The sequence below is a fragment of the Cytobacillus gottheilii genome (assembly GCF_900166665.1).
GTDB lineage: Bacteria > Bacillota > Bacilli > Bacillales > Cytobacillaceae > Cytobacillus > Cytobacillus gottheilii_A.
The window spans coordinates 2,543,765-2,565,767 of sequence record NZ_LT800494.1 but is presented as its reverse complement, the minus strand read 5'-3'; the positions used below and the strand labels follow the sequence as shown (position 1 = coordinate 2,565,767).

Here is a 22,003-nt window from a genome sequence, read left to right as displayed (position 1 = left end):
CCTGGGCACAAGCCTGCAGGTCCATACCGCCACTCGGGACGACACATGCAGATTACTTTTATGGTGAAATCCCTTGTACCCGTAAGTTAACGGAAGAAGAAATCAGCCGAGCGTATGAGGCGGAAACAGGCAAAGTGATCATTGAAAAGTTTCATAATGATGGCCTTGATCCAGCTGCAATGCCAGGTGTGCTTGTTTCTAACCACGCACCATTTTGCTGGGGAAAGGATCCTCAACAGGCAGTGCACAATGCGGTTGTTCTAGAAGAAGTGGCCAAAATGGCGCTTCAAACCTATCAGCTTAATGTGCAGCAGCAGCCAATTGATCAATACCTGCTTGATAAGCATTACCTCCGTAAGCATGGAGTTCATGCCTATTATGGTCAAAAATAGGCTTAAGCTTCTATCAAACTATCGAAATAACGATCTTGAAAACTTTGTAAAGAGTAAAGGAGCGTTCATAATGTTAAAGACAAGAGAATACGAATTCTGGTTTGTAACTGGAAGTCAAATGTTATATGGAGAAGAAGTCATTCAACAGGTTGAGAAACATTCGATTGAAATAGCCAAAGCATTAGACATGCATCCATCAATCCCCTATAAAATCGTTTTTAAGTCAATTGTTAAGGATGCAGACTCCATACGCAGGCTAGTTCTTGAAGCAAATGCTGATGAGAATTGTGCAGGGATTTTGACATGGATGCATACATTCTCACCTGCTAAAATGTGGATTTCAGGTCTTTCATTGCTTCAAAAGCCGATGTTACATTTTCATACACAATATAACCGCGATATTCCATGGAACGACATAGATATGGATTTCATGAATTTAAACCAGTCCGCCCATGGTGATCGTGAATATGGATTTATTAGCAGCAGATTAAATGTAAAACGCAAGGTAGTTGCAGGGCACTGGGAAAATAATCATGTCCGTGAACGAATCGCCAGCTGGATGAAAACGGCGGTAGCCTTCAATGAAGGCCGCACTTTAAAAGTCGCTAGATTTGGTGATAATATGCGCCAAGTGGCTGTTACGGAAGGTGACAAGATCGAAGCACAAATGAAGTTTGGCTGGACTGTGAATGGCTATGGAATTGGCGACCTTGTGCAAAGAATGAATGATATACCTGAAACAGAGGTAAGCCAGTTGCTGGATGAATATTCAGAACTTTATGATATCTCATCGGAAGCATTAAAAGAAGGAGAGCTCAGGGAGTCAATTCGTGAACAAGCCAGAATTGAACTAGGATTAAAAGCATTCCTTCAAGATGGAAATTATTCTGCATTTACGACTACATTTGAAGACCTTCACGGTATGAAGCAGCTCCCTGGTCTTGCTGTTCAGCGTCTAATGGCAGAAGGCTATGGTTTTGCAGGGGAAGGTGATTGGAAAACGGCTGCCCTTGTTCGCATGATGAAAATCATTGCAGAAGGAAAAGGGACCTCTTTTATGGAAGATTACACGTATCACTTTGAACCTGGCAATGAACTTGTTCTGGGATCTCATATGCTTGAAGTATGTCCGAGTATCGCTGCAACCAAACCAAAAATAGAGGTTCATCCACTGGGTATTGGCGGAAAAAACCCACCTGCTCGAATGATATTTGATGGAGCCAGCGGTCAAGCTGTAAACGCAACCATTGTTGATATGGGAAATCGCTTTAGAATGATTATTAATGAGGTAGACGCAATCAAACCAGCAAATGAATTGCCGAATTTACCGGTGGCCAGAGTATTGTGGAAGCCGCAGCCATCTTTAAGTGAATCGGCCGAAAATTGGATTTTGGCTGGAGGATCTCATCACACCTGCCTTTCTTTTAATGTAACAACGGAGCAATTGCAGGATTGGGCTGAGTTGACTGGGATTGAATGCCTGTTGATTAATAAAGATACAAATTCGTATCATTTAAAAAATGAATTACGCTGGAATGAAGCCATCTATCGATAAACTATGAAGTTCTCTTTTCTAGGAGAGGCCAATATAAATTCTGTCTGTATTCATGCATTTCACAGAAAGTTCTTTCCCTGGCTCTAAAAATGATTCAAGCTAAATGAGGTATGAGCCTCCTACAATATCAACTCATTTAAGACTTTAGCTGCACTCTTTGTGAAATAAGCCTATTACAATGTCGGGTTAGTTATATAAGTTAAAAATTTTAAAAATTTCGTAAATTGTATTGTGTTTCAAAATATAGTTATTTATAATCAACTTATACGTACAAATTAGAGTCATCTTGAGTTCATGAATCTCTGGATGTATAATTTTTATAAATACATAGAGAGATTCTTTGAAGATGACGTGCAAATATTCTGTAAAGACCCATTATAACCCTGTAATGGCAATGAAAATATAATTTTTCAAGTTTCTAAGGATCGTATTTTATTAACTTATACGTACAAATGAAAGTGGTTATTTTATCGTTTGCTATAATGACGATCAAATCATTTTTATTGATTAAAATGAAAACGGATACAGATAGAGGGAGTAGATTCAAAAGAACTCAGCTATTCATGAATTGTTTAACATATCTAACTAGATTAAAAGGATAGGGGTGTATACATGTCTAGTCAATTGAAGGCAAAAGTAGTGCTGGATCGGAATTATAAAATTGCACCTGTGGATAAAAGAATTTATGGCTCGTTTATTGAGCACCTTGGTCGAGCGGTTTACGGAGGAATTTACGACCCTCATCATGAGCAAGCAGATGAACAGGGCTTTAGAAAAGATGTGATCCATCTAGTAAAAGAGCTCCAAGTGCCCATCATCCGTTATCCTGGCGGAAATTTTGTATCCGGTTACAACTGGGAGGATGGAGTCGGACCAGTGGTTGATCGGCCAAGACGGTTAGAGCTGGCCTGGCGCACGATAGAGACAAATGAAATAGGAACAAATGAATTTGCTGATTGGGCAAATAAGGTAAATGCAGATGTAATGATGGCGGTTAACTTGGGTACAAGAGGCATTGATGCAGCCAGAAATCTGCTTGAATACACCAATCATCCTGGCGGAACATACTGGAGTGATCTTAGAAAATCGCATGGCTATGAAAAGCCGCATCAATTTAAAACTTGGTGTCTGGGAAATGAGATGGACGGACCGTGGCAAATTGGATACAAAACGGCACAGGAGTATGGGCGAATAGCCAAGGAAACAGCAAAAGCGATGAAACTCGTCGACCCTGACATAGAACTTGTAGCATGCGGCAGCTCCAATACCGGAATGGCGACATTCCCCGAATGGGAAGCGATCACATTAGATCATACGTATGAAGAAGTGGATTATATATCCCTTCATCAATATTACGGTAATCATGAAAATGATCCAGCAAACTATTTAGCGAAAAATGTGGATATGGATCATTTTATCAAAACAGTCACATCAACCTGCGATTATATTAAAGCCAAACACAGAAGCAAAAAAACAATGTATCTTAGCTTTGATGAATGGAATGTATGGTATCACTCGAGGGAAGCTGACAAAAAGATTGAACCTTGGACCATTTCGCCGCCGCAGCTGGAAGATCATTATAATTTTGAAGATGCATTGCTCGTTGGCAGCATGTTAATCACATTTTTACTGCATGCTGATCGCGTGAAAATGGCGTGTCTAGCTCAATTAGTGAATGTAATTGCACCAATCATGACAGAGAATAATGGCCGTGCTTGGAAACAAACGATCTTTTATCCTTATATGCACACATCTTTATATGGCAGAGGAGTCTCAATAAAACCGATCTTATCATCTCCAAAATATGACAGCAAAGACTTTACAGATGTACCGTATATAGACTGTGCCGCTGTATGTAATGAAGAGAATGAAGAAGTAACCATATTTTTAGTCAATAAGCACTTGTCAGAAACCATTCATCTGACTGCTGATATTAGAAGTTTTGAAGATTATCAGGTAGTTGAGCACTTAGTGTTAGAGAATGATCATTTGAAAGCCGCAAACACCGCAGAATCTCAAAACGTAGTTCCGCATGCTAATGGTAAATCGACCAATGAAGGCGGACAATTACAGATTATTGTACCGAAAACATCGTGGAATGTGATCCGATTAAAAAAATTCATGATGTGAAACTGGGTATATCCTAGTTTTATATAAAGTATTTCTTGTATGTTCAAAAAGGGGAGGAAAGAAGATGAAAAAACTTTGGGTTGTAGGTATTAGTCTATTTATTTTACTGGTGCTGGCTGCGTGCTCTGGAAATAAAGAAGCTGGAGGAGATAACGGCAACGAAAATGCTCCAGATGAAAATGCAACTGCTACAGTAGGCGATGATTTAGAAAATGCAACAGAGTTAACTTTCTGGACTTTCAATGAATTGCATATGCAAATTTACGAAGATGCTACTGAAAGATGGAATGAAGAGTTTCCTGACCGTCCGATTAAATTAGTTGCTGAGACGTATCCGTATGATCAAATGCATAACAACCTGCTGATGGCGTTTCAATCAGGATCAGGTGCGCCAGATCTTGTTGATATCGAAGTGGGACGGTTTTCAAGCTTTTTACAAGGTGAGATTCAGCTTGAGCCAATGAATGAATATACCGAGCCGTTAAAGGATGTCATTATCGATACACGCTTTGATTTGTATGGAAAAGATGGTAATCATTATGCTATTCCAACACATCTGGGTGCAACGGTTGTGTACTATAATCAAGAAATAATGGATGAAGCTGGTGTGGATATTGATGCAATTGAAACATGGGAAGATTATGTAGAAGCAGGGAAGACCGTTTTAGAAGTAACAGGGAAACCGATGACAACTGTTGAAACGGATGAGCATTGGAGCTTCTGGCCGCTCGTCAGTCAAAGCGGCTCAAGTTTCTTTGATGAAAACGAGGAACTTACGTTAGACAATGAAAAAAATATTGAAGCTCTCCAATTCCTGCGTGATATGGTTCATGAACATAAAATTGCTGTTCCAACGCCAGGCGGTTTCCATCACTCAGAAGAGTATTATGGATTTATGAACGATGGCGGTGCAGCTTCTTTAACAATGCCACTGTGGTATATGGGAAGATTCATCGATTATATGCCAGATCTAAAAGGGAAGATGGTAATGAAACCGATGCCATTATGGCCGGGGTCTGATGCTAGAACGACTGGAATGGGTGGTACTGGTACATCCGTTACTTCTCAATCAGAAAACGTGGATCTAGCGAAAGAATTCTTAGCTTACGCGAAACTTTCTGAAGAAGGAAGTATCCAATTGTGGAAACTTTTAGGATTTGATCCTGTGCGTACAGATGTTTGGGATTCACCAGAATTACAGGAAGATAATCCATATTTCGATTATTTCGGTGATTACATCTGGGATATGTTAGGTGAAATAAAAGATCAAGTAAATGGTGTGGAATTAACAGAGTTTACGACAGAGGTTATTACCGAATTGCAGACAAACGTCATGCACAGTGTGATCAGAGAAGATTCTCAGACACCTGAAGAGGCGCTTAAACAAGCAGCTGACACGATTCGAGCAAAAATGGAATCTACGAAATAAAAGAACTGCAAGGGCAGGGAAAACTACTGTCCTTGTAGTATTAAAATTACATGCAGGGAGGGTAACCTATGCTGGAAACACCTATGGATGCCAAAAAGGAAATAAAAACTCCTAAAACACCTAAACAACAGAACAAGTTTATGAAATTTTTGAATTCGAAAAAAGTAGCGCCATTTGTTTTTGTGTCTCCTTTCATCATCTCCTTCTTACTATTAACTTTATATCCAGCTATTCAAGCAGTCATCATGAGCTTTCAAAGAGTGCTGCCAGGTGAAAGACAGTTCATTGGCTGGAGCAATTATGAACGAATTTTTAATCCGACATTTTATCGTGCTTTAGAAAATACGACTATTTATGTCATATTAACTGTTCTGGTCCTTACTGTTCTTCCCATTATTTTTGCTGTATTACTAGATTCAAAAATGGTCAGGTTCAAAACCTTATTTAGAGCTTCATTATTTATTCCGTCTTTAACCTCCGTCATCGTTGCAGGTACGATCTTTCGAATGATGTTTGGAGAATCAGATGCAGCTGTTGCCAACCAAGTCCTAGGTTTTTTGGGATTAGAGGCGGTTGAGTGGAGATATAACTCATGGTCTGCGATGTTCCTGATGGTGATTTTATGTTCTTGGCGCTGGATGGGTGTGAATATTCTATATTTCTTAGCTGCACTTCAGAATGTACCAAAGGAGCTATATGAAGCAGCAGAAATTGATGGTGCTAATGTATTTCAGAAATTCTATTATGTAACACTGCCATTCTTGAAACCTATTACTATTTTTGTCGTCACAATCAGTATTATTAATGGATTCCGGATGTTTGAGGAAAGCTTTGTATTCTGGGAAACGAGTTCACCAGGCAATATTGGAACAACAGTTGTCGGCTATATTTATCAGCAGGGCATCCAAATGAATGATATGGGGTTTGGCGCTGCCATTGGCGTTGTTTTAATGCTCATTATTTTTGTTGTGAGTTTTGTTCAGCTGCTGATCACAGGAGCATTTAAAAGAGGTGACGAGTAATGATAAAAAATCACAAAACAGCAACAGTGATCGGAACCATTTTTTTCGCGATTATATCTTTTATAGCCCTATTTCCCATTTTAGGGTTAATCATCTCATCCTTCAGGCCTTCATCTGACTTAATGAGAAATGGGATGAGCTTAACGTTTAATTTGGGCGAATTGAATATTGATAACTATGTCTATATTTTTACTGAAGCGGGAGAGTATTGGCAATGGTATGGGAATAGTTTAATCATTTCATCATTAACCATATTTTTGTCTTTGTTTTTTTCGTCAATGGTTGGATATGCATTAGCCATGTATGATTTTAAGGGGCGAAATTTTATTTTTATACTTGTACTATTTATCATCATGGTGCCGTTTGAAATATTAATGCTGCCGCTTTACGACCTTATGATTGACCTGAATTTAATTGACAGCTACTTCTCCGTGATGATGCCGTTAATTGTAGCACCCATTGCTGTATTTTTCTTTAGACAATATGCATTAGGACTGCCAAAAGCACTAATGGATGCGGCAAGAATTGATGGTGCAACCGAGTATGGAATTTACTATAGAATTATGATGCCATTAATGCTTCCTTCTTTTGCCGCAATGGCCATTTTACAAGGATTAAACAGCTGGAACAACTTCTTATGGCCTTTATTAGTTTTAAGATCAAATGATATGTTTACGCTGCCAATTGGGTTAGCTACGCTATTAACGCCATATGGAAACAATTATGACGTGTTAATTGCCGGATCCGTTATGACAATCATTCCGATTGTTATATTGTTTCTATTTTTCCAGCGCTATTTTGTATCGGGTCTGACAGTAGGCGGTGTCAAAGGATAATTTAGCAGTAAAGAATCCTTCAAAAGGAGGTAACAAACCATGAATGGCAAAGAAATCGTTTCGTCACTCGACAAGTTGTTTGGCTGGATTACTCGGGCAGTTGTCCTAAATCTATTATGGATCCTTTACACATTAAAAGGACTGCTGATTGGCGGAATGTTTCCGGCAACCGCTGCTGCATTAGGTGTGACTCGGAAATGGGTCATGGGTGATGTGGATATTTCCATTAGAAAAACGTTTAAGGACAAATATAAACAGGAGTTTGTAAATGCTAATATAATGGGCTGGGTGCTTACTTTCATTGGCGGGATTCTTTATTCTAATTATCAATTATTATTGAATACAAAAGAAGAGGTGTGGATCATTGTGCCTTTTTCTTTTTATATAGTTGTGTTTTTTTTCGCCATAATCGTTGTTTGGAGTTTTCCTTTACTGAGTCATTTTCATAATAACTGGTTTGAATATATGAAAATTGCGTTTATTATCGGCCTGACAAAGCTTCATTATACGTTAGCGATTGGTCTAACCGTATTTGCTTCCGTTTATCTATCTTTAAGCTTCCCGGGGGTAATACCGTTTTTTTCCATAAGTGTGCCTTCGCTAATCTCCATTTGGCTGGCACTGCAGGTTTTTAAGAAAATGTCTGATGAACCATTTCATGATGAAACAGAACAAGTTAATTAAATAGAGAGAAGAGGAGATGATCACTTGCTTAAGCTAGGTAAGGTAGAAACTGTCGAACTTCAAACAGCTGTCGGACAGCCGCCAGAGCTCCCCGGAAAAATAGAAGTGGAATTGAACAACGGGAACCATGTGCTAGTAGATGTGATTTGGGAGGAAACGGCTGAAGGTGCAATCAATCAAGCGGGATCGTTTGAAATCAAAGGAAAAATTGAATTTAAACATTATCCAAATCCATTAATTGAACAAAGAGCAGATCCGTATATTGTTCGGCATACAGATGGCTATTATTATTTTACCGGTTCATATCCGTTATACGACAGAATTGTTTTACGGAGAGCGAAAACAATTGAAGGTTTACAAGCGGCTGAAGAAGTTGTGGTTTGGGAAGCACATGAAACGGGCATCATGTCTGAGCATATTTGGGCACCTGAAATACACTACATAGACGGAAAATGGTATATCCATTTTGCAGCAGGAGAAAAGGAAGATGTCTGGGGAATTCGCCCATATGTGATCGAAACTGCGGAAAACAATCCATTAGAAGGAACATGGACCGAAAAAGGGCAAGTGAACACGAATTTTCAAAGCTTTTCTTTAGATGCAACGACTTTTGAACACAGAGGCAAGAGGTTTTTGGTTTGGGCTCAAAAGGTTGAGAATGATACTATTTCTAATCTTTATATCGCAGAAATGGAAAATCCATGGAGAATTAAGGGAGAACAAGTACTGTTATCAACACCTGAATTGGAATGGGAGCAGATTGGGTTTCACGTAAACGAAGGGGCGGCAATGATTAAACGGAATGGAAAAGTGTTTATTGCTTATTCTGCCAGTGAAACGAATCATCATTATGCAATGGGGCTGCTTTCAGCAGATGAAGACAGCGATTTATTAGACCCAAAATCCTGGACGAAAACGGGTGAACCTGTATTTTCCTCGAATGAGACTACAAGTGAATACGGTCCAGGGCATAATAGTTTTACGGTTGCTGAAGATGGAAAGACAGATTTGCTCGTCTATCATGCTCGTCCCTATAAAGAAATCACAGGAAATCCTCTCTATGACCATAACCGTCACGCCAGAGTACAGCAATTGTTATGGAAGACCGATGGAACTCCTTATTTTGGGATTCCCGGCCAGACATTCGATGAACGAACAATAGAAGTAACGGCGAGGATTACCGTCAAGGATAACAGCTGAAGATGTTGAATTCGTTATTTAAGTTCACAGGACGAAAAAAGCCTTTATTTCAAATGAAGAAACGATTGAAAGGAGCATTGTAATGGAAGACTTATATCAATTGGCAGACGAAGTCAGTTCTAATAGGATCAGTCTGCCTCATATTGAACTAAGTAATCATGCTTTGCATTTAGTGCCTTCGTTTTTAACAGCAAAAAAATGGAGATATATCACCTTAGTATGTGATGATCAGACATGGAAGGCAGCTGGAAATCAGTTAGCTGATCTTTTGTCTTCCGAGGGTTTTGAAATAAATATAGTGAAACTAAAACCTAACAAACACAATCAAGTGATTGCAGATGAAGGCGCTATAGTTCAACTGCTTCTGCAATCATCTGAAAAAACGGACATCATGTTAGCTGTCGGAGCTGGAACCATTCATGATATTGTTCGCTTTGTCAGCTGTAAAATGCAAAAATCGTTTATATCTGTGCCAACCGCTGCTTCTGTGGATGGCTTTACTTCAAAAGGAGCACCGCTCATTATAGATGGATTTAAGCAAACCATACAATCAATATCTCCCATTGCTGTTTTTGCGGATATAGAGATTATTAAAAGAGCGCCACGTGAATTGACTGCTGCAGGACTTGGCGATATGTTAGGAAAATATACTTCTTTACTGGATTGGCAAATTTCCAATCTAATAGGGAATGAGCCTTATCAGCCATTGGCAGCAAAAATAGTGCGTAACGCATTAGAGCGGTGTATTGACAATGTAGCTGGTATCGCTCATCACGATGATGAGGCTATAAAAGGTTTAATGACAGCTTTAATTGATTCAGGAATCGTCATGTTCATACTGGATCACTCAAGACCGGCATCAGGCGGTGAGCATCATTTATCTCATTATTGGGAGATGGAGCTTTTAAAAGAGGATAAGAAGCAAATCCTGCATGGAGCAAAAGTGGGTGTTGCCACAGCCGTTCTGATTGAATTATACAAGGAATGCGCTGCGAATTTGAATATTGATCACATTCCAGGCAGCGATGACGAAAAGCAAGCATTAAAGAAGTATTGGGAAGGCATAAAAGATGCAATCTATTACCTTCCTAATCCAGAATATGTGAAAGATCTGCTGGAAGCAGCTGGCGGTCCTGCTGTTCCGTTAGATCTTGGAATTTCTAATGAATTAGTAGAAAGAAGTTTGAATGAGGCATACCAATTAAGAGATCGATGTACATTTTTAAAGCTGATCAATAGACAAACAAACTCACATATAAAATACCCGATAAAATTGAATGTAATGTAAGATTCGCTGCATCTATATGCTTGTATAATTTAAGCTTAAATAGGAATAACTAAGTTAGGCTCTAACACGATTGTGTTAGGGTCTTTTTACACTTTCAAAAAGGATGAGAGCAACGAAACCACTGTCTGCACTTATCAGGCTTGTCCGTTGATATGTTTTCTTTAAAGCTTTTTTTGATAAGTGTCTTTACACCTGTCTATTCTGATGTATAATGTAATAGGATTGATTGATAAAAATCGGGGTGATGAAATGAAATCAAGAGAATTAAAGTGGGCTTTAGCGATCCTTGTCATTGTTTTATTAGGCTATTTCCTTCCTTATACAGTACTGACAAATGTGCAAGCATGGTATGGAAGTTTCTTGTTATGGACGGTTTTGGCCGTGATCATTATTGTGATCAATTACTTTTTATCAAAGAATTGGGGTGAATAGATATGAGTACGAATTTAGTTTGGTGGACGATTGGCATTTATATTATTATTTCTCTTATTATTGCGTATTTATCACGAAGCGGAAAACAAGTCAATATGACCAGTTATTTTTTAGGAGACCGCAAGCTAAACGGCTTTGTTTCAGCGTTAAGCTATAGTGCGACAACCTATAGTGCTTTTATGCTTGTTGGTTTGGCAGGTCTTACATATACAGGCGGTGTAGGTGCTTATGGGTTTGAAATCATTTATTTTATGGGTGTTTCGCTTGTCGCCTTTTTTGGGCCGAGATTTTGGCTTGTCGGGAAAAAATATGGCTATGTGACGCCATCCGAAATGCTCGGGGATCGTTACAACAGTAAAAAAGTCGCTTTTGTCGTCTCATTGTTCAGCTGTTTATTTTTAATTCCTTATAGTGCCGTCCAGCTGGCCGGAGTAGGGTATTTATTGCAGGGAATGACCAATAATGCCATTCCTTTTACAACAGGTGTGATCATCGCAACCGTGCTGGCAGTGGTATTCTCCTATATTGCAGGTATTCGTTCAGTTGCATGGACAGATTCTTTGCAGGCGCTAATGATGATTATTACATCAACGATTGTCGTGCTGCTCATTATTCGCGGATTAGGTGGAGTGGGAGAATTCTTTGATACGTTAAAAACGAATGAACCGCAGGCATTATCGGTTCCAGGTAATGGCTACTTCAGCTTTTTAACGTTTCTGGGATTGACGGTGCCATGGTTTTTCTTCAGTCTTTCCAACCCGCAGGTCAGCCAAAGATTATTTATGCCTGCTTCGTTAAAGAGCTTACGCACGATGCTAATGGGATTTTTAATCTTTGGATTTATTTACACAATCGTTTCGGTTGTATGGGGATTTTCAGCATCTGTCATGTTTCCGGATTTGGAAAATGCCGATCTTGCCACACCAAGAATATTGTCATCTGAATTAGTTCCGCCTATTTTAGGTGCAATTGTTATGGTTGGTATTATGGCCGCGGCGATCTCAACCATTGATTCCATATTATTGACTTTATCTTCGTTGTTTGCCAGAGATGTTTATGGAAATATTAAGAAAGACAGTGATGATCGCAAGCAGCTTTTAGTAGGAAAAATCGTCATACCTGTGATTGCGATCTTGGCCTATTTGTTCGCACAATCCAATGTCAGTTTGATTGCAGTCTTATCTGTCGCATCGTCTGCTGGGCTGCTTGTTGCGGTACCAGGGATCATCGGTGCATTCTTCTGGAAAAGAGGAACAGCTGCCGGTGTCATTACGAGTGTCACCGTAAGTGGTGTAGTCGTCATTATGCTTGAACTCTTGAAATTCAAGCCATTCGGCCTTGCCTCCGGTTTATGGGGAATCACACTTTCTACGATCCTTTATATCGTGGTTAGCTTAATGACCAAAGCACCAGTAGAAAAAGCGAACGAGTTTCTAACTTACTTAAAAACCGAATTGAAACGCAATAAAATTGTGTAGAATGTTCTGTTGAATAACAGCTAAGCCGCTTATGCAAAATGGGCGGCTTTTTTTAGTGAATACATTTCTGTTTTGATCATTAATTTAAAAACAACCTTCCATTTTGCTCATTTTCCAAAAACTTGCTATTATTATCAAAAAAGTATAAAAATTTGCGAATCAGGTAAAATTAGCTCGGCTCTGGACATATACCGAAAATAAGAGCGATGTATGAAGTGAAGAGGAGAAGTGTTCATATGAAAAACAAAAAAACTTTTCTTATAGTGGCAATGATTCTACTATTTTCTGCTGTTTTCACCAGTCTGCTTAAGAAAGAGGAATGGGAAGTTAATGCTGAATTATTGAAAGAAGAAATACGATCCATTGAACCATCAGCTGAAATAGTCAATCTAACCGACCTAACTCCGTTCCAGTGGGATACAGCCTATTCATTTGCCCCCTATACGTCAAAAGAAATCATATATGAAACAATTGGATATAAATGGGATGGTATTCGTGAAACCGTCAATGAAGGAATGAACCAGCTTGTGTTTATGAATGCCGAAAAAGTAGTTTGCTATTTGTATGGATACCCTGAAAACATTGGGTACGGCATCTCTTTTACAGGTGAAAGAGGAGCAGGAGATCCATCTGTTTCTATGCTTCATGCAAGCTACGATCAACCGTTTCAAATAGAAAAGAAGAATCATGTTATCTACTTAAAGAACCATTAACAACTTCTTAATTTTCACAAAAATCTTGGAAAGATAGATAAATAAAGGTAAAATTTAACCTATAAAAAGGGTTCGAAAGGAGGAGGTATGATGAATGCCTTAAGCAAAAAGCTGGTTGTGATTTCGTTTGATTGCCTCGCTGCTGAAGATTTCAGTCAATTTTCAGCTCTGCCTCATTTTCAGCGGATTTTAAAGCGTGCTTCTTATGCTGAGCATGTAGAATCGATTTATCCGTCGGTCACCTATCCTTGTCATACATCGATTGTCACTGGAAATTATCCAAATCGGCACGGCATTATGAATAATACGCTGCTGCAGCCTGGCTGGATTTCACCTGATTGGCATTGGTATCGTAAAGATATCAAAGGTACAACACTTTATGATGAAGCGTACAAAGCAGGTTTAAGGACTGCGGCGCTATTATGGCCGGTGACGGGCAGAGCAAAGCATATTCAGTACAATTTACCGGAGATTTTTCCGAACCGACCGTGGCAAAATCAAGTGCTTGTCTCGCTCTTTAGCGGCAGTCCCATGTATCAGCTGGAATTAAATAAACGATTTGGATCTATTCGAAATGGATTAAATCAGCCGCAATTAGATGATTTTGTCCTTGAATCAGCCGTTTTTACGTTAAAAGAAAAGCAGCCCGATATCATGCTCGTTCATTTTACCGATTTAGATACGCAGCGGCATGTTCATGGCGTACACTCGGAGGACGCAGCCTCTGCCATTGAACGTCACGACCGCAGACTTGGCGCTTTATTGGATGCCATCAACGAGTGTGGAACAGAAGAGGAAACGACTGTTGTAGTGCTCGGAGACCATAGTGCAATCGATGTCAATAGAAAAATACATCTAAATGTGCTTCTTCGTGAACATAATTTAATAGAAGTTGACAGCAAAGGGAAAGTAGTCAATTGGAAAGCCTATTGTCACAGCTGTGATGGGTCAGCGTATATTTATTTAAAGGATGGTCATGATCATGAAACAGCACGAATAGTGAAAAAGATCGTAGATGAACAGCAGCTGGAAGGCATTGAGTTTATTTTAACGGGAGCGGAGGCTGGAGAAAGAGGAGCAGACCCTCGCTGCGCCTTTATGCTGGAAGCGAAAAAGGGATATTATTTTGCTGAGAGCATTCATGGCCGTTACATAGAAGAGGTCACGACAGAGAATCTCAATGATCATCCAAAGAATATGCTGGCATGCCATGGTTTTTCACCGACTAAACCAAACTACACCACCTTTTTTCTTGCAGCAGGAAAGGGAATATCACCCAATCAGAAAATTCCCTATATGCGTCTTGTAGACATTGGCCCCACACTGGCACGCTTGCTTGGACTGGATTTAGGTGAAACAGATGGCGTTGTATTGGAGGATTTTTTAGAGATTTAGAAAATAATTTTGGCAGAAAAATAGAATTCAAGAAACCTTTTCAGCAGATGACCGTATATAAATAAGAAGAAATATAGAAAAGGTGAGTATATTGTCAAACGAAATACATAATCCAACTACCGCACTTCCAGCCAACGCTAAGAAGGTGTGGAGAATTACTGGTCTGATTGAAGATGTGATTGGACTGGTGGTTATTGCTGTTTTACTATTTTTAGATCATTATTTTCAGTGGGTGGAATGGCTCGGCTGGATCTTTATTGGATTAGCTGTCCTTTCAATTCCATCCATCATCTGGACATTTGTGCGCCCGCATCTGTTATATAAATCTTGGCGTTATAATGCGGACGAAGAGTTTCTTCATTTAAAATTTGGCACCATTACCGAAAAGCATGAGCTGATTCCGATGACGAAGATTCAGGCTGTAACAACCAATAAGGGACCTATCCTGAAAAAATACGGACTGATGAGCATCTCAGTTGAAACGATGGGCTCTTCTCATACTATTCCATGCTTGCAGGAAGATGTGGCATTAGCATTAAGAGATGAAATTGCGCAGTTCGCGAAGCTAAAGGAAGTGGAATAATGTCTGCGAAAAGATATCATCCACTGATCATGGTTTTGGAGGTTTTTGGTCTTGTAAAGAGCTTTGGCTTTATCGCTCTTTATTTATTTGTTATCCAATTTGGCTCAGATTCTAGCTTTGTTTTTTATGGAAGAATTGTTTTTCTATGCGTTTTGGCATTTAGTATTGTGACGATCTTTTTAAAATGGCAGACAGATCGGTATGAAGTTGAGGATGAGACTTTTCATCTCTATTCAGGTATTTTCACAAAATCGAAACAAACGATTCCTTTTTCACGCATACAAAACGTTAATCGCCGCACGACCTTTATTCATAAGCTTTTTAAAATGACTTCTCTGCAGTTTGAAACAAGCATGTCAGGGGATGACGCATCGATTGAGTTTAAAATGATCACCAAGTCAGCTGCTGAACTGCTTGAAGATATGGTGAAAAAACGGCCAGCTGTTTCGAACGAAGTCGAGGAAACAGAAGGTTTGGAAGAAGTGCCTGAAGCCAAAGCCATGGACAATCGAATTATTCACTTTACACCAACTAGAAAAGATCTGATCCGTGCATCGTTTACGTCTTTAAGCTTTCTTTTACTCATCCCGGTGGTAGGTTCATTGTTCTCTAACTTTAATGAGGTGTTTTCGATTGAAGAGGAAGCACAAGGACTGCTTTCTGCTCTGCCGCAAACATGGTGGTTCTATGCCTTAGCAGCTGCCATCATTATCATTGCATCCGTTCTCTTTGGCGTTGTCAGGACATTTTTAAAATACGGGAATTATGTTATTGCTTCTGATGAAGAGAGGATCTATATTACAAAGGGAGTCCTGGATGAAACGGCTTTTTCAATATCCAAAAGCCGGGTGCAGGCAATTGAAATGATCCAAACACCATTAAAAAGAATACTAGGCTTGGCAGAAGTAAAGCTAACGAGTGCGGGTGGTGTGGGAATCGGTGAGGAGAATTTAGAAATAAACTCTTTATACCCATTTCTACCTGTTCAGCGTGCCAATGAGATTATTGAAGAATTACTGCCAGCCTACAGTGTGACAAAAAATATGAAGAAGCTTCCAAGAAAATCATTTTGGATTCGACTTCTGCGGCCAAGCTGGATATGGATCATTGCCACAATCGCACTTTTTATATTCAAACCAGAGCCATTCGACATGGACTTTGCGTGGTGGCTGATATCCATCCTATTATTAGTGATCATTGCAGGATTACGAGTCTTGGACTATTTAAATAGTCAATATGTGATTAATGATCATTTTATTCAAATGAAATCAGGGAGTTTGAGTACGACCTTATTTGTGACAAAGCGTGATAAAATCATTGAGATTAATGTAACACGAGGATTTTTGCAAAAGAAATTTGGTCTGGCTACGATCGGCACCGTCAATCGCTCAAAGCCGGTACATCATTCTGGAATTGACGACATTCCAGATGAATTAGCCGCGCTGTTTATGAATTGGTATCGAGAAAGAAGACAAGAGATTACGATTAAATAAATGGAAGTGGTTGGGACATAAGTATTTTGTTCAGTTTTATAACCGAATGATTGGGTTTTAACATCCTCAATCATTCGGTTTTTTTATGTGAAAAAATTAAACCTAGTGAAATGGAGCGGAGGACCCTCGACTCCGGTGGGCTGTAGAGGAAAGGGTGAGACCCCGCAGGAGCGGCAGCGACGAGGAGGCTCAGCTTCCTCCCCACGGAAAGCGAGGGTCTGCAGCGCAATGGAACGGACTTGTTTAGTTCCCAAACATTGAATATTCGTGTTTTAGAAATATTATTTTCTTTTTGTACCAGTCATTTGTTCCTCTAACAGTTGCCGTTGCCTTCTTTCCAGCCTTTCTTTTGCATAATCATCGCTGCAATGGCGATGAGTAAGACAAACAGGAGGCTTACATACAGTCCAGGCCTTATGCTTTTTTCCAGCAATGTTCCGCTCACCGCTAATAAAATCAGCAGAATCCCCATCCACGATAACAGCTTACCCCAAATTTTCAGCTCTAAATTTTTAAACGCTGAAATGATAATAAACGCCCAGTTAAAGAGAATTAAAATACCTGCTGCGGTTGTAATGTATTCATATATTTTTCCAGGAAGCAGGAGAGCCGTAATTATGGAAGCTGTTAAACCAATGGTAGCCAATCCAAGCGAAGGAAGCGGAAGATCCTTCATTTTCTTAATCTTCTTCGAAAAGAAAGCTGGCGCATCTCCGCCTTGTGCCATGGTAACAAGCAGAGAGGTGACACCAAATAAAGAGGCAGTCATCGTTGAAAAGCCTGCAATAATAATAGCAGCGTTAAAAACATGAGGGAAAAAGGCCAAATCGTACTCTTTTAACGCTGTAACAAATGGACTTTCCTTTTCATGAAAATCGCCATGTGCCGCCATATACACAGCAAGTCCTAATGAAATAACATAAATGATGACAAGCAATAAAAGCATAATAATGCCGGCTTTTGGGGCATCCTCTTTTTTCTTTAATCTCATAGCCATTAAGCCGATGACTTCAATCCCGCCATAGGCATAAAATGCGTAAATCAACGAAGTCCAAAAGCCTTTATAGCCTTCAGGAAACAGTTCACCCATACCATTTGGGAAACCAGGGTGTTTCACATCTCCGCCAATCCAGCCAAAAAGCGCTGCAAAGGCGATAATGATAAACATGATGATGGCGGCTGTTTTAATGATCGCAAAGAGATTTTCAGCTTTATCAAAACCTTTGTTTCCTGTTAGTACAACAATAATAGATAAACATGCATAACCAATGGCGAAAAGCCAAAGCGGCACATTTGGAAACCAAAAGCGCGAAAGGATGGATAATGCGGTTAACTGGCTTCCCATAATTAAAATATTTGAACTCCAGTAGTTCCAGCCGCAGCTAAATCCAGCCCAGCGGCCATATGCTTGATCGGCATAATAACAAAAAGAGCCGTCATGCGGATCCTTTGCCGTCATTTTTGCTAATAAGTTATATACGATATATGTACCAAAAGCCGCTAATATAAATGAAAAAACAATAGAAGGGCCGGTAATCTTAATACCAATGGCTGAACCGAGAAAAAATCCAGTGCCAATCGTACATCCTACTCCAATGAGAGAAAGCTGCCACCAGCTCAAATCACCTTTTTCACTGCTTTTTCCACTGCTGCCGCTGCCCGGAACAAAAAAATCCATAGGTATCACTCCTCATCTCACCGTTATCATGCGGAGGAGAAGTGAATCTTATACGATTATAAAAAGGTAAAGATTGGCTAACCCATTCTTACGTAAAGAATAGCAGCAGAATTGCCTGGTAGCCAAAGTAAAGACCAAAGCCAATCAGAGAAATGCCAGAGAAAATCGAAATTAGTGCTAATGTTTTACCAGATAACGTTTTTCTAAAGCCGCTGGCAATGACCAATATAAATAAATCCCATATAATCAGGCCGATAAATATGGCAATGCTGTATAAAGCTAAGTGAATATGATCAAATTCTGTAACAGTCTTAGCCAGAACTGAACCATAGATACCTAGCCAGAACAGAATCGTCAGAGGATTGGAAATGGAAATGAAAAAGCCGGAAAGGAAAGATTTGATCTTGGTATCATCATTGGTTCTTTTCGGAGAAATAATCTTGCCTGCTCCCATAATCGTTTCAATCCCTGTATAAACCAAAACAAAAAAGCCAAACGACCATAGAAAAGCTTTCACAAAAGGAAATTCTAAAAAATGAACAAGCCCCATAAAAACAGCAAACATATATACTACATCCGCAGTCATGGCACCGAGACCAACTAGCCAGCCATGAAAAAAGCCCTTTTTGATTCCTTTATCCAACACAGCAGCATTCACAGGGCCGATCGGTGCAGCCAGCGAGAGCCCCAATAGGATATAGCTAAAAAAAACAATCATGAAAAGATCATCTCCCTAAAAAGTAAATGAAAGAATAAAGACGTTAGAAAGGAACATACTAAGGCTTACAAATTATGTATAGAGGTGAGCAATATGTCTGTTTATGTGTATCAAACCTTTGAGATCAAGCAAGGCAAATTTAAAGAAGCAATTGAAAATTTACAGGAAATGAAAAAGTTCCGTTCTGAAAATTATGAGCATAAAGTAGAAATCCTCACACCAATTACCGGCAAGGATCATACATATTCACTGTTAACCATTTATGATGGACTGGCCGAATTGGAGCTGCAAAATAAGAAGATGTTCGCAGATGAAGAATATCAAAAGCTCGTTGAAGCCTTTTTTCTCGAAAACATTGAGCAGGGCAGTATGCAAACGACGATGTATCGTTCCGTAAGTGAGTGATATTAGAAGAATAAAGCCACAATCCCTTGATAGCCGAAATAAAGTCCGAATCCTATAAGGGATAATCCGGAAGAAATCCCGATAAAACGCAGGCTGTTTTTCGTTAAGAATCGTCTTAAACCAGTTGTTAAGCCAGCAACAAGCACATCCCATAGCATTAGTCCAAGGAAAATCATTGAGCTGTATACGATTAAAGAACCGGTACCGTTCATTTGCACTGTTTTGGCGAGGACAGAGCCGTAAATACCCAGCCAGAATAAAATCGTTAAGGGACTGGTGATGGACATGATAAAGCCTGTTAGAAAACACTTGAATAAGGATTCTTTTCCTCGTGTTTCTGTTAAGGTAATTTTACTCGAGCTAAGCATTCCTTCAACACCTGAGTAGATTAAAATAAACCCGCCAAACAACCATAGAAAAACTTGGACCAATGGAATTTGGAGAAATTGCACCATTCCCAGATATACAATGAGCATGTAGACACCGTCAGCGATCATGGAACCGGCGCCAACCGCCCAGGCATGCCAGAAGCCGTTTTTAATGCCTTTGTCTAATCGAGCAGAATTCACTGGCCCAATTGGAGCAGCCAATGTAAAGCCCAGTATGATATAGCTGCATAAGATCGTTAAGCTCATGAGATCACCACCTATTTGCCTTGCTTTCTTAGCACCATTTATTTCTAAAAAAGTACTAGCCTTAAATGATATGTAAGCAAACAGGCCAGTATGTGTTCTTGTCCATAAAAAAACAGTGAGCATACTGCTGCTCACTGTTTTTATTATGTTTTACCTAATTGGAAGCCGCACCTCAATTGTGGTGCCTTCATGTAGCTGACTATGTATCTGCAGGCTTCCATAATGATCTTCAATAATTTTTTTGCTGACCATCAGTCCTAAGCCAGTTCCGTTTTCTTTCGTAGTAAAGAAGGGCTGGCCCAGTTTTTTTAGAATGGATTCAGGGATTCCTTTTCCTTCGTCTATAAATGATAGAAGTATTTCATTAATGGTTTGTTCAATTTTAACGGTTAGTATTCCACCAGAATCCATCGCTTCAATGCCGTTTTTAATGAAATTGATGCAAATTTGTTTGATTTGGTTAACATCGCACTTAACATGAATTTCCTCGTTGGTGCAAATTGTCTTAATCTGCACACTATTCATATTGGCTTGTGCATCAAGCAATGTAATGACATCCTTAATGAGCACAACTAAGTTATTTGATTTAAAATCGGTTGACTGCGGCTTTGCCAAAACAAGCAGCTCGCTTAAGATTAGCTCAATCCGTTCAATTTCGGATGCCATCACAGAATAATAGGTTCGCACATTTTTTCCATCTGCATTTAAAAGCTGAAGGAAGCCTTTAATCGCGGTAACCGGATTGCGAATTTCATGAGCAATTCCTGCAGCAAGCTCGCCGGCAATTGACAGCTTGTCTGATTGAAGAAGAAGATCCTGAGCTTGATACCGTTCGGTTTGATCTCTAAGAATCACGACCCAGGCAAATATCTGATCATCTTCATCTCGAAAGGGAAAACAGGTTTGCAGAACCTTTATATGTTTTCCATCCTTGGTTTGCCGCGTACACTCCATTTTATATATAGAATCAGATTCTTTAATCGTCTGTTCTCTATGATCAATTTTCTCTTTACTAACAGAGGCAGCAACTGGAAGCTCGTATACATTTAAACCTAAGATTTCATCCGCACTCCAGCCAAAGGTTTCTTCAAAAATATGATTAATATAAAGGACTGTTTCATTTTGGCCAACGATCATGACAGAATCAAGGTTTTGTTTCATAAAAGCCTGCATCTGATCATTTTTGGCGGACAGTTGTTTTTCTACCTTTTTGTCCCTGAGGACCTGATCAGACAATGATGGAAAGATTGCATCATTACCTCTGTAAAGATAGGAACGGACTAGGGCATCATCTGTCATAAAATATTCGTGCCATTCCATGATCTTATTTTGTAAAGAAGCAGAAATCCGTTTTCCATCATAAGCACAAACCGATATTATTCCATGCTGATTGATTTCATGATCAGCGCATTGTTCAAAGTCAATCAACGTTTGATCTATATTTGCTTCCTCTGGCCACTCGACATGTGCCCAAGTCCGTACAGAAATATTTTGAGTCATTAATGGATCGAGAACTTCCCCAAAGCACTGGACAATTCGATCAATATGAAAATGATTATTAGCTAAGTAAAAATCATAATTGCTAGTAAAATGCACTTTTTTCAGATCTTCTTCCGCTAATACAGCTTTTAATTTTCTCTGTATTTTTTTGGAGAAATATTCGTTTTCAATAAGAATCACATGATGATCGTTTGCGATCCCGGTCATAATATAACTGACCGCGTTATTTACGTAATTTTCTTCAGAATGATATGTATAGAGTATATGCGCTTTATTCTTAATTTCAATTTCTTCTGTTAAGAATGCTGTCTTTCTGTCCACTGAACTACACCTCTCCATAATAATCCAACCATTTATACTAGTATTATACAATATTATCAACGATTTGAATGAATCTCTTATCTTTTCGTCAAACAAAAGTCCTGTTTGCTTGACTT

General features: G+C 39.3%; 20 protein-coding genes. 16 read left to right on the top strand and 4 right to left on the bottom strand.

Translation table 11 applies throughout. The features are described 5' to 3' along the window. The 15 genes from B7E07_RS12660 to B7E07_RS12590 all read left to right on the top strand — a co-directional run. The coding region (locus tag B7E07_RS12660; RefSeq protein ID WP_176215199.1) for a class II aldolase/adducin family protein at nucleotides 1-392 on the top strand (392 nt) is incomplete at its 5' end. Nucleotides 393-462: 70 nt separating this feature from the next. Next, nucleotides 463-1,947, top strand: coding sequence for an L-arabinose isomerase (gene araA / locus B7E07_RS12655; protein WP_080846207.1), 1,485 nt, complete (start codon nucleotides 463-465; stop codon nucleotides 1,945-1,947). A 612-nt stretch (nucleotides 1,948-2,559) separates the two neighbouring features. Further along, complete coding sequence (gene arfA, locus B7E07_RS12650; protein ID WP_080846206.1) at nucleotides 2,560-4,077, top strand: arabinosylfuranosidase ArfA; 1,518 nt, start codon at nucleotides 2,560-2,562, stop codon at nucleotides 4,075-4,077. 64 nt (nucleotides 4,078-4,141) lie between these two features. Next, a complete protein-coding gene (locus tag B7E07_RS12645) occupies nucleotides 4,142-5,506 on the top strand; it encodes an ABC transporter substrate-binding protein (protein WP_080846205.1) in 1,365 nt (454 codons plus the stop codon). A gap of 68 nt (nucleotides 5,507-5,574) precedes the next feature. Beyond that, nucleotides 5,575-6,528: a carbohydrate ABC transporter permease gene (locus B7E07_RS12640; RefSeq protein WP_139785630.1), complete on the top strand. Its 954-nt coding sequence runs from the start codon at nucleotides 5,575-5,577 to the stop codon at nucleotides 6,526-6,528. After that, nucleotides 6,528-7,364 (top strand): carbohydrate ABC transporter permease, encoded by an 837-nt coding sequence (locus B7E07_RS12635; RefSeq protein ID WP_080846204.1) that lies wholly within the window; start codon nucleotides 6,528-6,530, stop codon nucleotides 7,362-7,364. Before B7E07_RS12640 ends, B7E07_RS12635 begins: the two co-directional genes overlap by 1 nt. A gap of 39 nt (nucleotides 7,365-7,403) precedes the next feature. Beyond that, nucleotides 7,404-8,048 (top strand): YesL family protein, encoded by a 645-nt coding sequence (locus B7E07_RS12630; RefSeq protein ID WP_080846203.1) that lies wholly within the window; start codon nucleotides 7,404-7,406, stop codon nucleotides 8,046-8,048. Nucleotides 8,049-8,072: 24 nt separating this feature from the next. Next, nucleotides 8,073-9,248 carry a family 43 glycosylhydrolase gene (locus B7E07_RS12625; protein ID WP_080846202.1) on the top strand — a complete coding sequence of 392 codons (1,176 nt, stop codon included), beginning with the start codon at nucleotides 8,073-8,075 and terminating at the stop codon, nucleotides 9,246-9,248. An 82-nt stretch (nucleotides 9,249-9,330) separates the two neighbouring features. Continuing rightward, nucleotides 9,331-10,536, top strand: coding sequence for a sn-glycerol-1-phosphate dehydrogenase (locus B7E07_RS12620; RefSeq protein WP_080846201.1), 1,206 nt, complete (start codon nucleotides 9,331-9,333; stop codon nucleotides 10,534-10,536). A 204-nt stretch (nucleotides 10,537-10,740) separates the two neighbouring features. Beyond that, a complete protein-coding gene (locus tag B7E07_RS12615; protein WP_306807559.1) occupies nucleotides 10,741-10,968 on the top strand; it encodes a hypothetical protein in 228 nt (75 codons plus the stop codon). 2 nt (nucleotides 10,969-10,970) lie between these two features. Then, nucleotides 10,971-12,446 carry a sodium:solute symporter family protein gene (locus B7E07_RS12610; protein WP_080846199.1) on the top strand — a complete coding sequence of 492 codons (1,476 nt, stop codon included), beginning with the start codon at nucleotides 10,971-10,973 and terminating at the stop codon, nucleotides 12,444-12,446. A 236-nt stretch (nucleotides 12,447-12,682) separates the two neighbouring features. Continuing rightward, nucleotides 12,683-13,159, top strand: coding sequence for a hypothetical protein (locus tag B7E07_RS12605; protein ID WP_080846198.1), 477 nt, complete (start codon nucleotides 12,683-12,685; stop codon nucleotides 13,157-13,159). A gap of 87 nt (nucleotides 13,160-13,246) precedes the next feature. After that, nucleotides 13,247-14,554, top strand: a complete 1,308-nt coding sequence (locus B7E07_RS12600; RefSeq protein WP_080846197.1) for an alkaline phosphatase family protein — start codon at nucleotides 13,247-13,249, stop codon at nucleotides 14,552-14,554. A 91-nt stretch (nucleotides 14,555-14,645) separates the two neighbouring features. Continuing rightward, entirely contained in the window at nucleotides 14,646-15,137 is a 492-nt protein-coding gene (locus tag B7E07_RS12595; protein WP_257391445.1) for a PH domain-containing protein, read from the top strand. After that, nucleotides 15,137-16,630 carry a PH domain-containing protein gene (locus B7E07_RS12590; RefSeq protein WP_080846196.1) on the top strand — a complete coding sequence of 498 codons (1,494 nt, stop codon included), beginning with the start codon at nucleotides 15,137-15,139 and terminating at the stop codon, nucleotides 16,628-16,630. Before B7E07_RS12595 ends, B7E07_RS12590 begins: the two co-directional genes overlap by 1 nt. A 313-nt stretch (nucleotides 16,631-16,943) precedes the next feature. On the opposite strand, the gene B7E07_RS12585 is transcribed toward B7E07_RS12590, so the two are convergent. Together B7E07_RS12585 and B7E07_RS12580 are read right to left on the bottom strand one after the other, a co-directional pair. Continuing rightward, nucleotides 16,944-18,308, bottom strand: coding sequence for an amino acid permease (locus B7E07_RS12585; protein ID WP_080846195.1), 1,365 nt, complete (start codon nucleotides 18,306-18,308; stop codon nucleotides 16,944-16,946). Nucleotides 18,309-18,396: 88 nt separating this feature from the next. Beyond that, complete coding sequence (locus tag B7E07_RS12580) at nucleotides 18,397-19,026, bottom strand: LysE family transporter (RefSeq protein ID WP_080846194.1); 630 nt, start codon at nucleotides 19,024-19,026, stop codon at nucleotides 18,397-18,399. Between the two features lie 93 nt (nucleotides 19,027-19,119). On the opposite strand from B7E07_RS12580, the gene B7E07_RS12575 reads away from it, so the two are divergent. Continuing rightward, complete coding sequence (locus B7E07_RS12575; protein ID WP_080846193.1) at nucleotides 19,120-19,431, top strand: hypothetical protein; 312 nt, start codon at nucleotides 19,120-19,122, stop codon at nucleotides 19,429-19,431. A 2-nt stretch (nucleotides 19,432-19,433) separates the two neighbouring features. Here the strand turns inward: B7E07_RS12575 and B7E07_RS12570 are convergent, their stop codons facing one another. Next, nucleotides 19,434-20,066: a LysE family transporter gene (locus tag B7E07_RS12570; protein ID WP_080846192.1), complete on the bottom strand. Its 633-nt coding sequence runs from the start codon at nucleotides 20,064-20,066 to the stop codon at nucleotides 19,434-19,436. 150 nt (nucleotides 20,067-20,216) lie between these two features. Continuing rightward, nucleotides 20,217-21,887, bottom strand: a complete 1,671-nt coding sequence (locus B7E07_RS12565) for an MEDS domain-containing protein (RefSeq protein ID WP_176215198.1) — start codon at nucleotides 21,885-21,887, stop codon at nucleotides 20,217-20,219. Between the last annotated feature and the right edge of the window lie 116 nt (nucleotides 21,888-22,003).

Coding starts and splice junctions, on each gene's coding strand:
- B7E07_RS12610 (WP_080846199.1), top strand. CDS start 10,971: ATGAGTACGAATTTAGTTTGGTGGACGATTGGCATTTATATTATTATT.
- B7E07_RS12620 (WP_080846201.1), top strand. CDS start 9,331: ATGGAAGACTTATATCAATTGGCAGACGAAGTCAGTTCTAATAGGATC.
- araA (WP_080846207.1), top strand. CDS start 463: ATGTTAAAGACAAGAGAATACGAATTCTGGTTTGTAACTGGAAGTCAA.
- B7E07_RS12630 (WP_080846203.1), top strand. CDS start 7,404: ATGAATGGCAAAGAAATCGTTTCGTCACTCGACAAGTTGTTTGGCTGG.
- B7E07_RS12600 (WP_080846197.1), top strand. CDS start 13,247: ATGATGAATGCCTTAAGCAAAAAGCTGGTTGTGATTTCGTTTGATTGC.
- B7E07_RS12605 (WP_080846198.1), top strand. CDS start 12,683: ATGAAAAACAAAAAAACTTTTCTTATAGTGGCAATGATTCTACTATTT.
- B7E07_RS12580 (WP_080846194.1), bottom strand. CDS start 19,026: ATGATTGTTTTTTTTAGCTATATCCTATTGGGGCTCTCGCTGGCTGCA.
- B7E07_RS12635 (WP_080846204.1), top strand. CDS start 6,528: ATGATAAAAAATCACAAAACAGCAACAGTGATCGGAACCATTTTTTTC.
- B7E07_RS12570 (WP_080846192.1), bottom strand. CDS start 20,066: ATGAGCTTAACGATCTTATGCAGCTATATCATACTGGGCTTTACATTG.
- B7E07_RS12585 (WP_080846195.1), bottom strand. CDS start 18,308: ATGGATTTTTTTGTTCCGGGCAGCGGCAGCAGTGGAAAAAGCAGTGAA.
- B7E07_RS12615 (WP_306807559.1), top strand. CDS start 10,741: ATGTATAATGTAATAGGATTGATTGATAAAAATCGGGGTGATGAAATG.
- B7E07_RS12590 (WP_080846196.1), top strand. CDS start 15,137: ATGTCTGCGAAAAGATATCATCCACTGATCATGGTTTTGGAGGTTTTT.
- B7E07_RS12575 (WP_080846193.1), top strand. CDS start 19,120: ATGTCTGTTTATGTGTATCAAACCTTTGAGATCAAGCAAGGCAAATTT.
- B7E07_RS12645 (WP_080846205.1), top strand. CDS start 4,142: ATGAAAAAACTTTGGGTTGTAGGTATTAGTCTATTTATTTTACTGGTG.
- B7E07_RS12640 (WP_139785630.1), top strand. CDS start 5,575: ATGCTGGAAACACCTATGGATGCCAAAAAGGAAATAAAAACTCCTAAA.
- arfA (WP_080846206.1), top strand. CDS start 2,560: ATGTCTAGTCAATTGAAGGCAAAAGTAGTGCTGGATCGGAATTATAAA.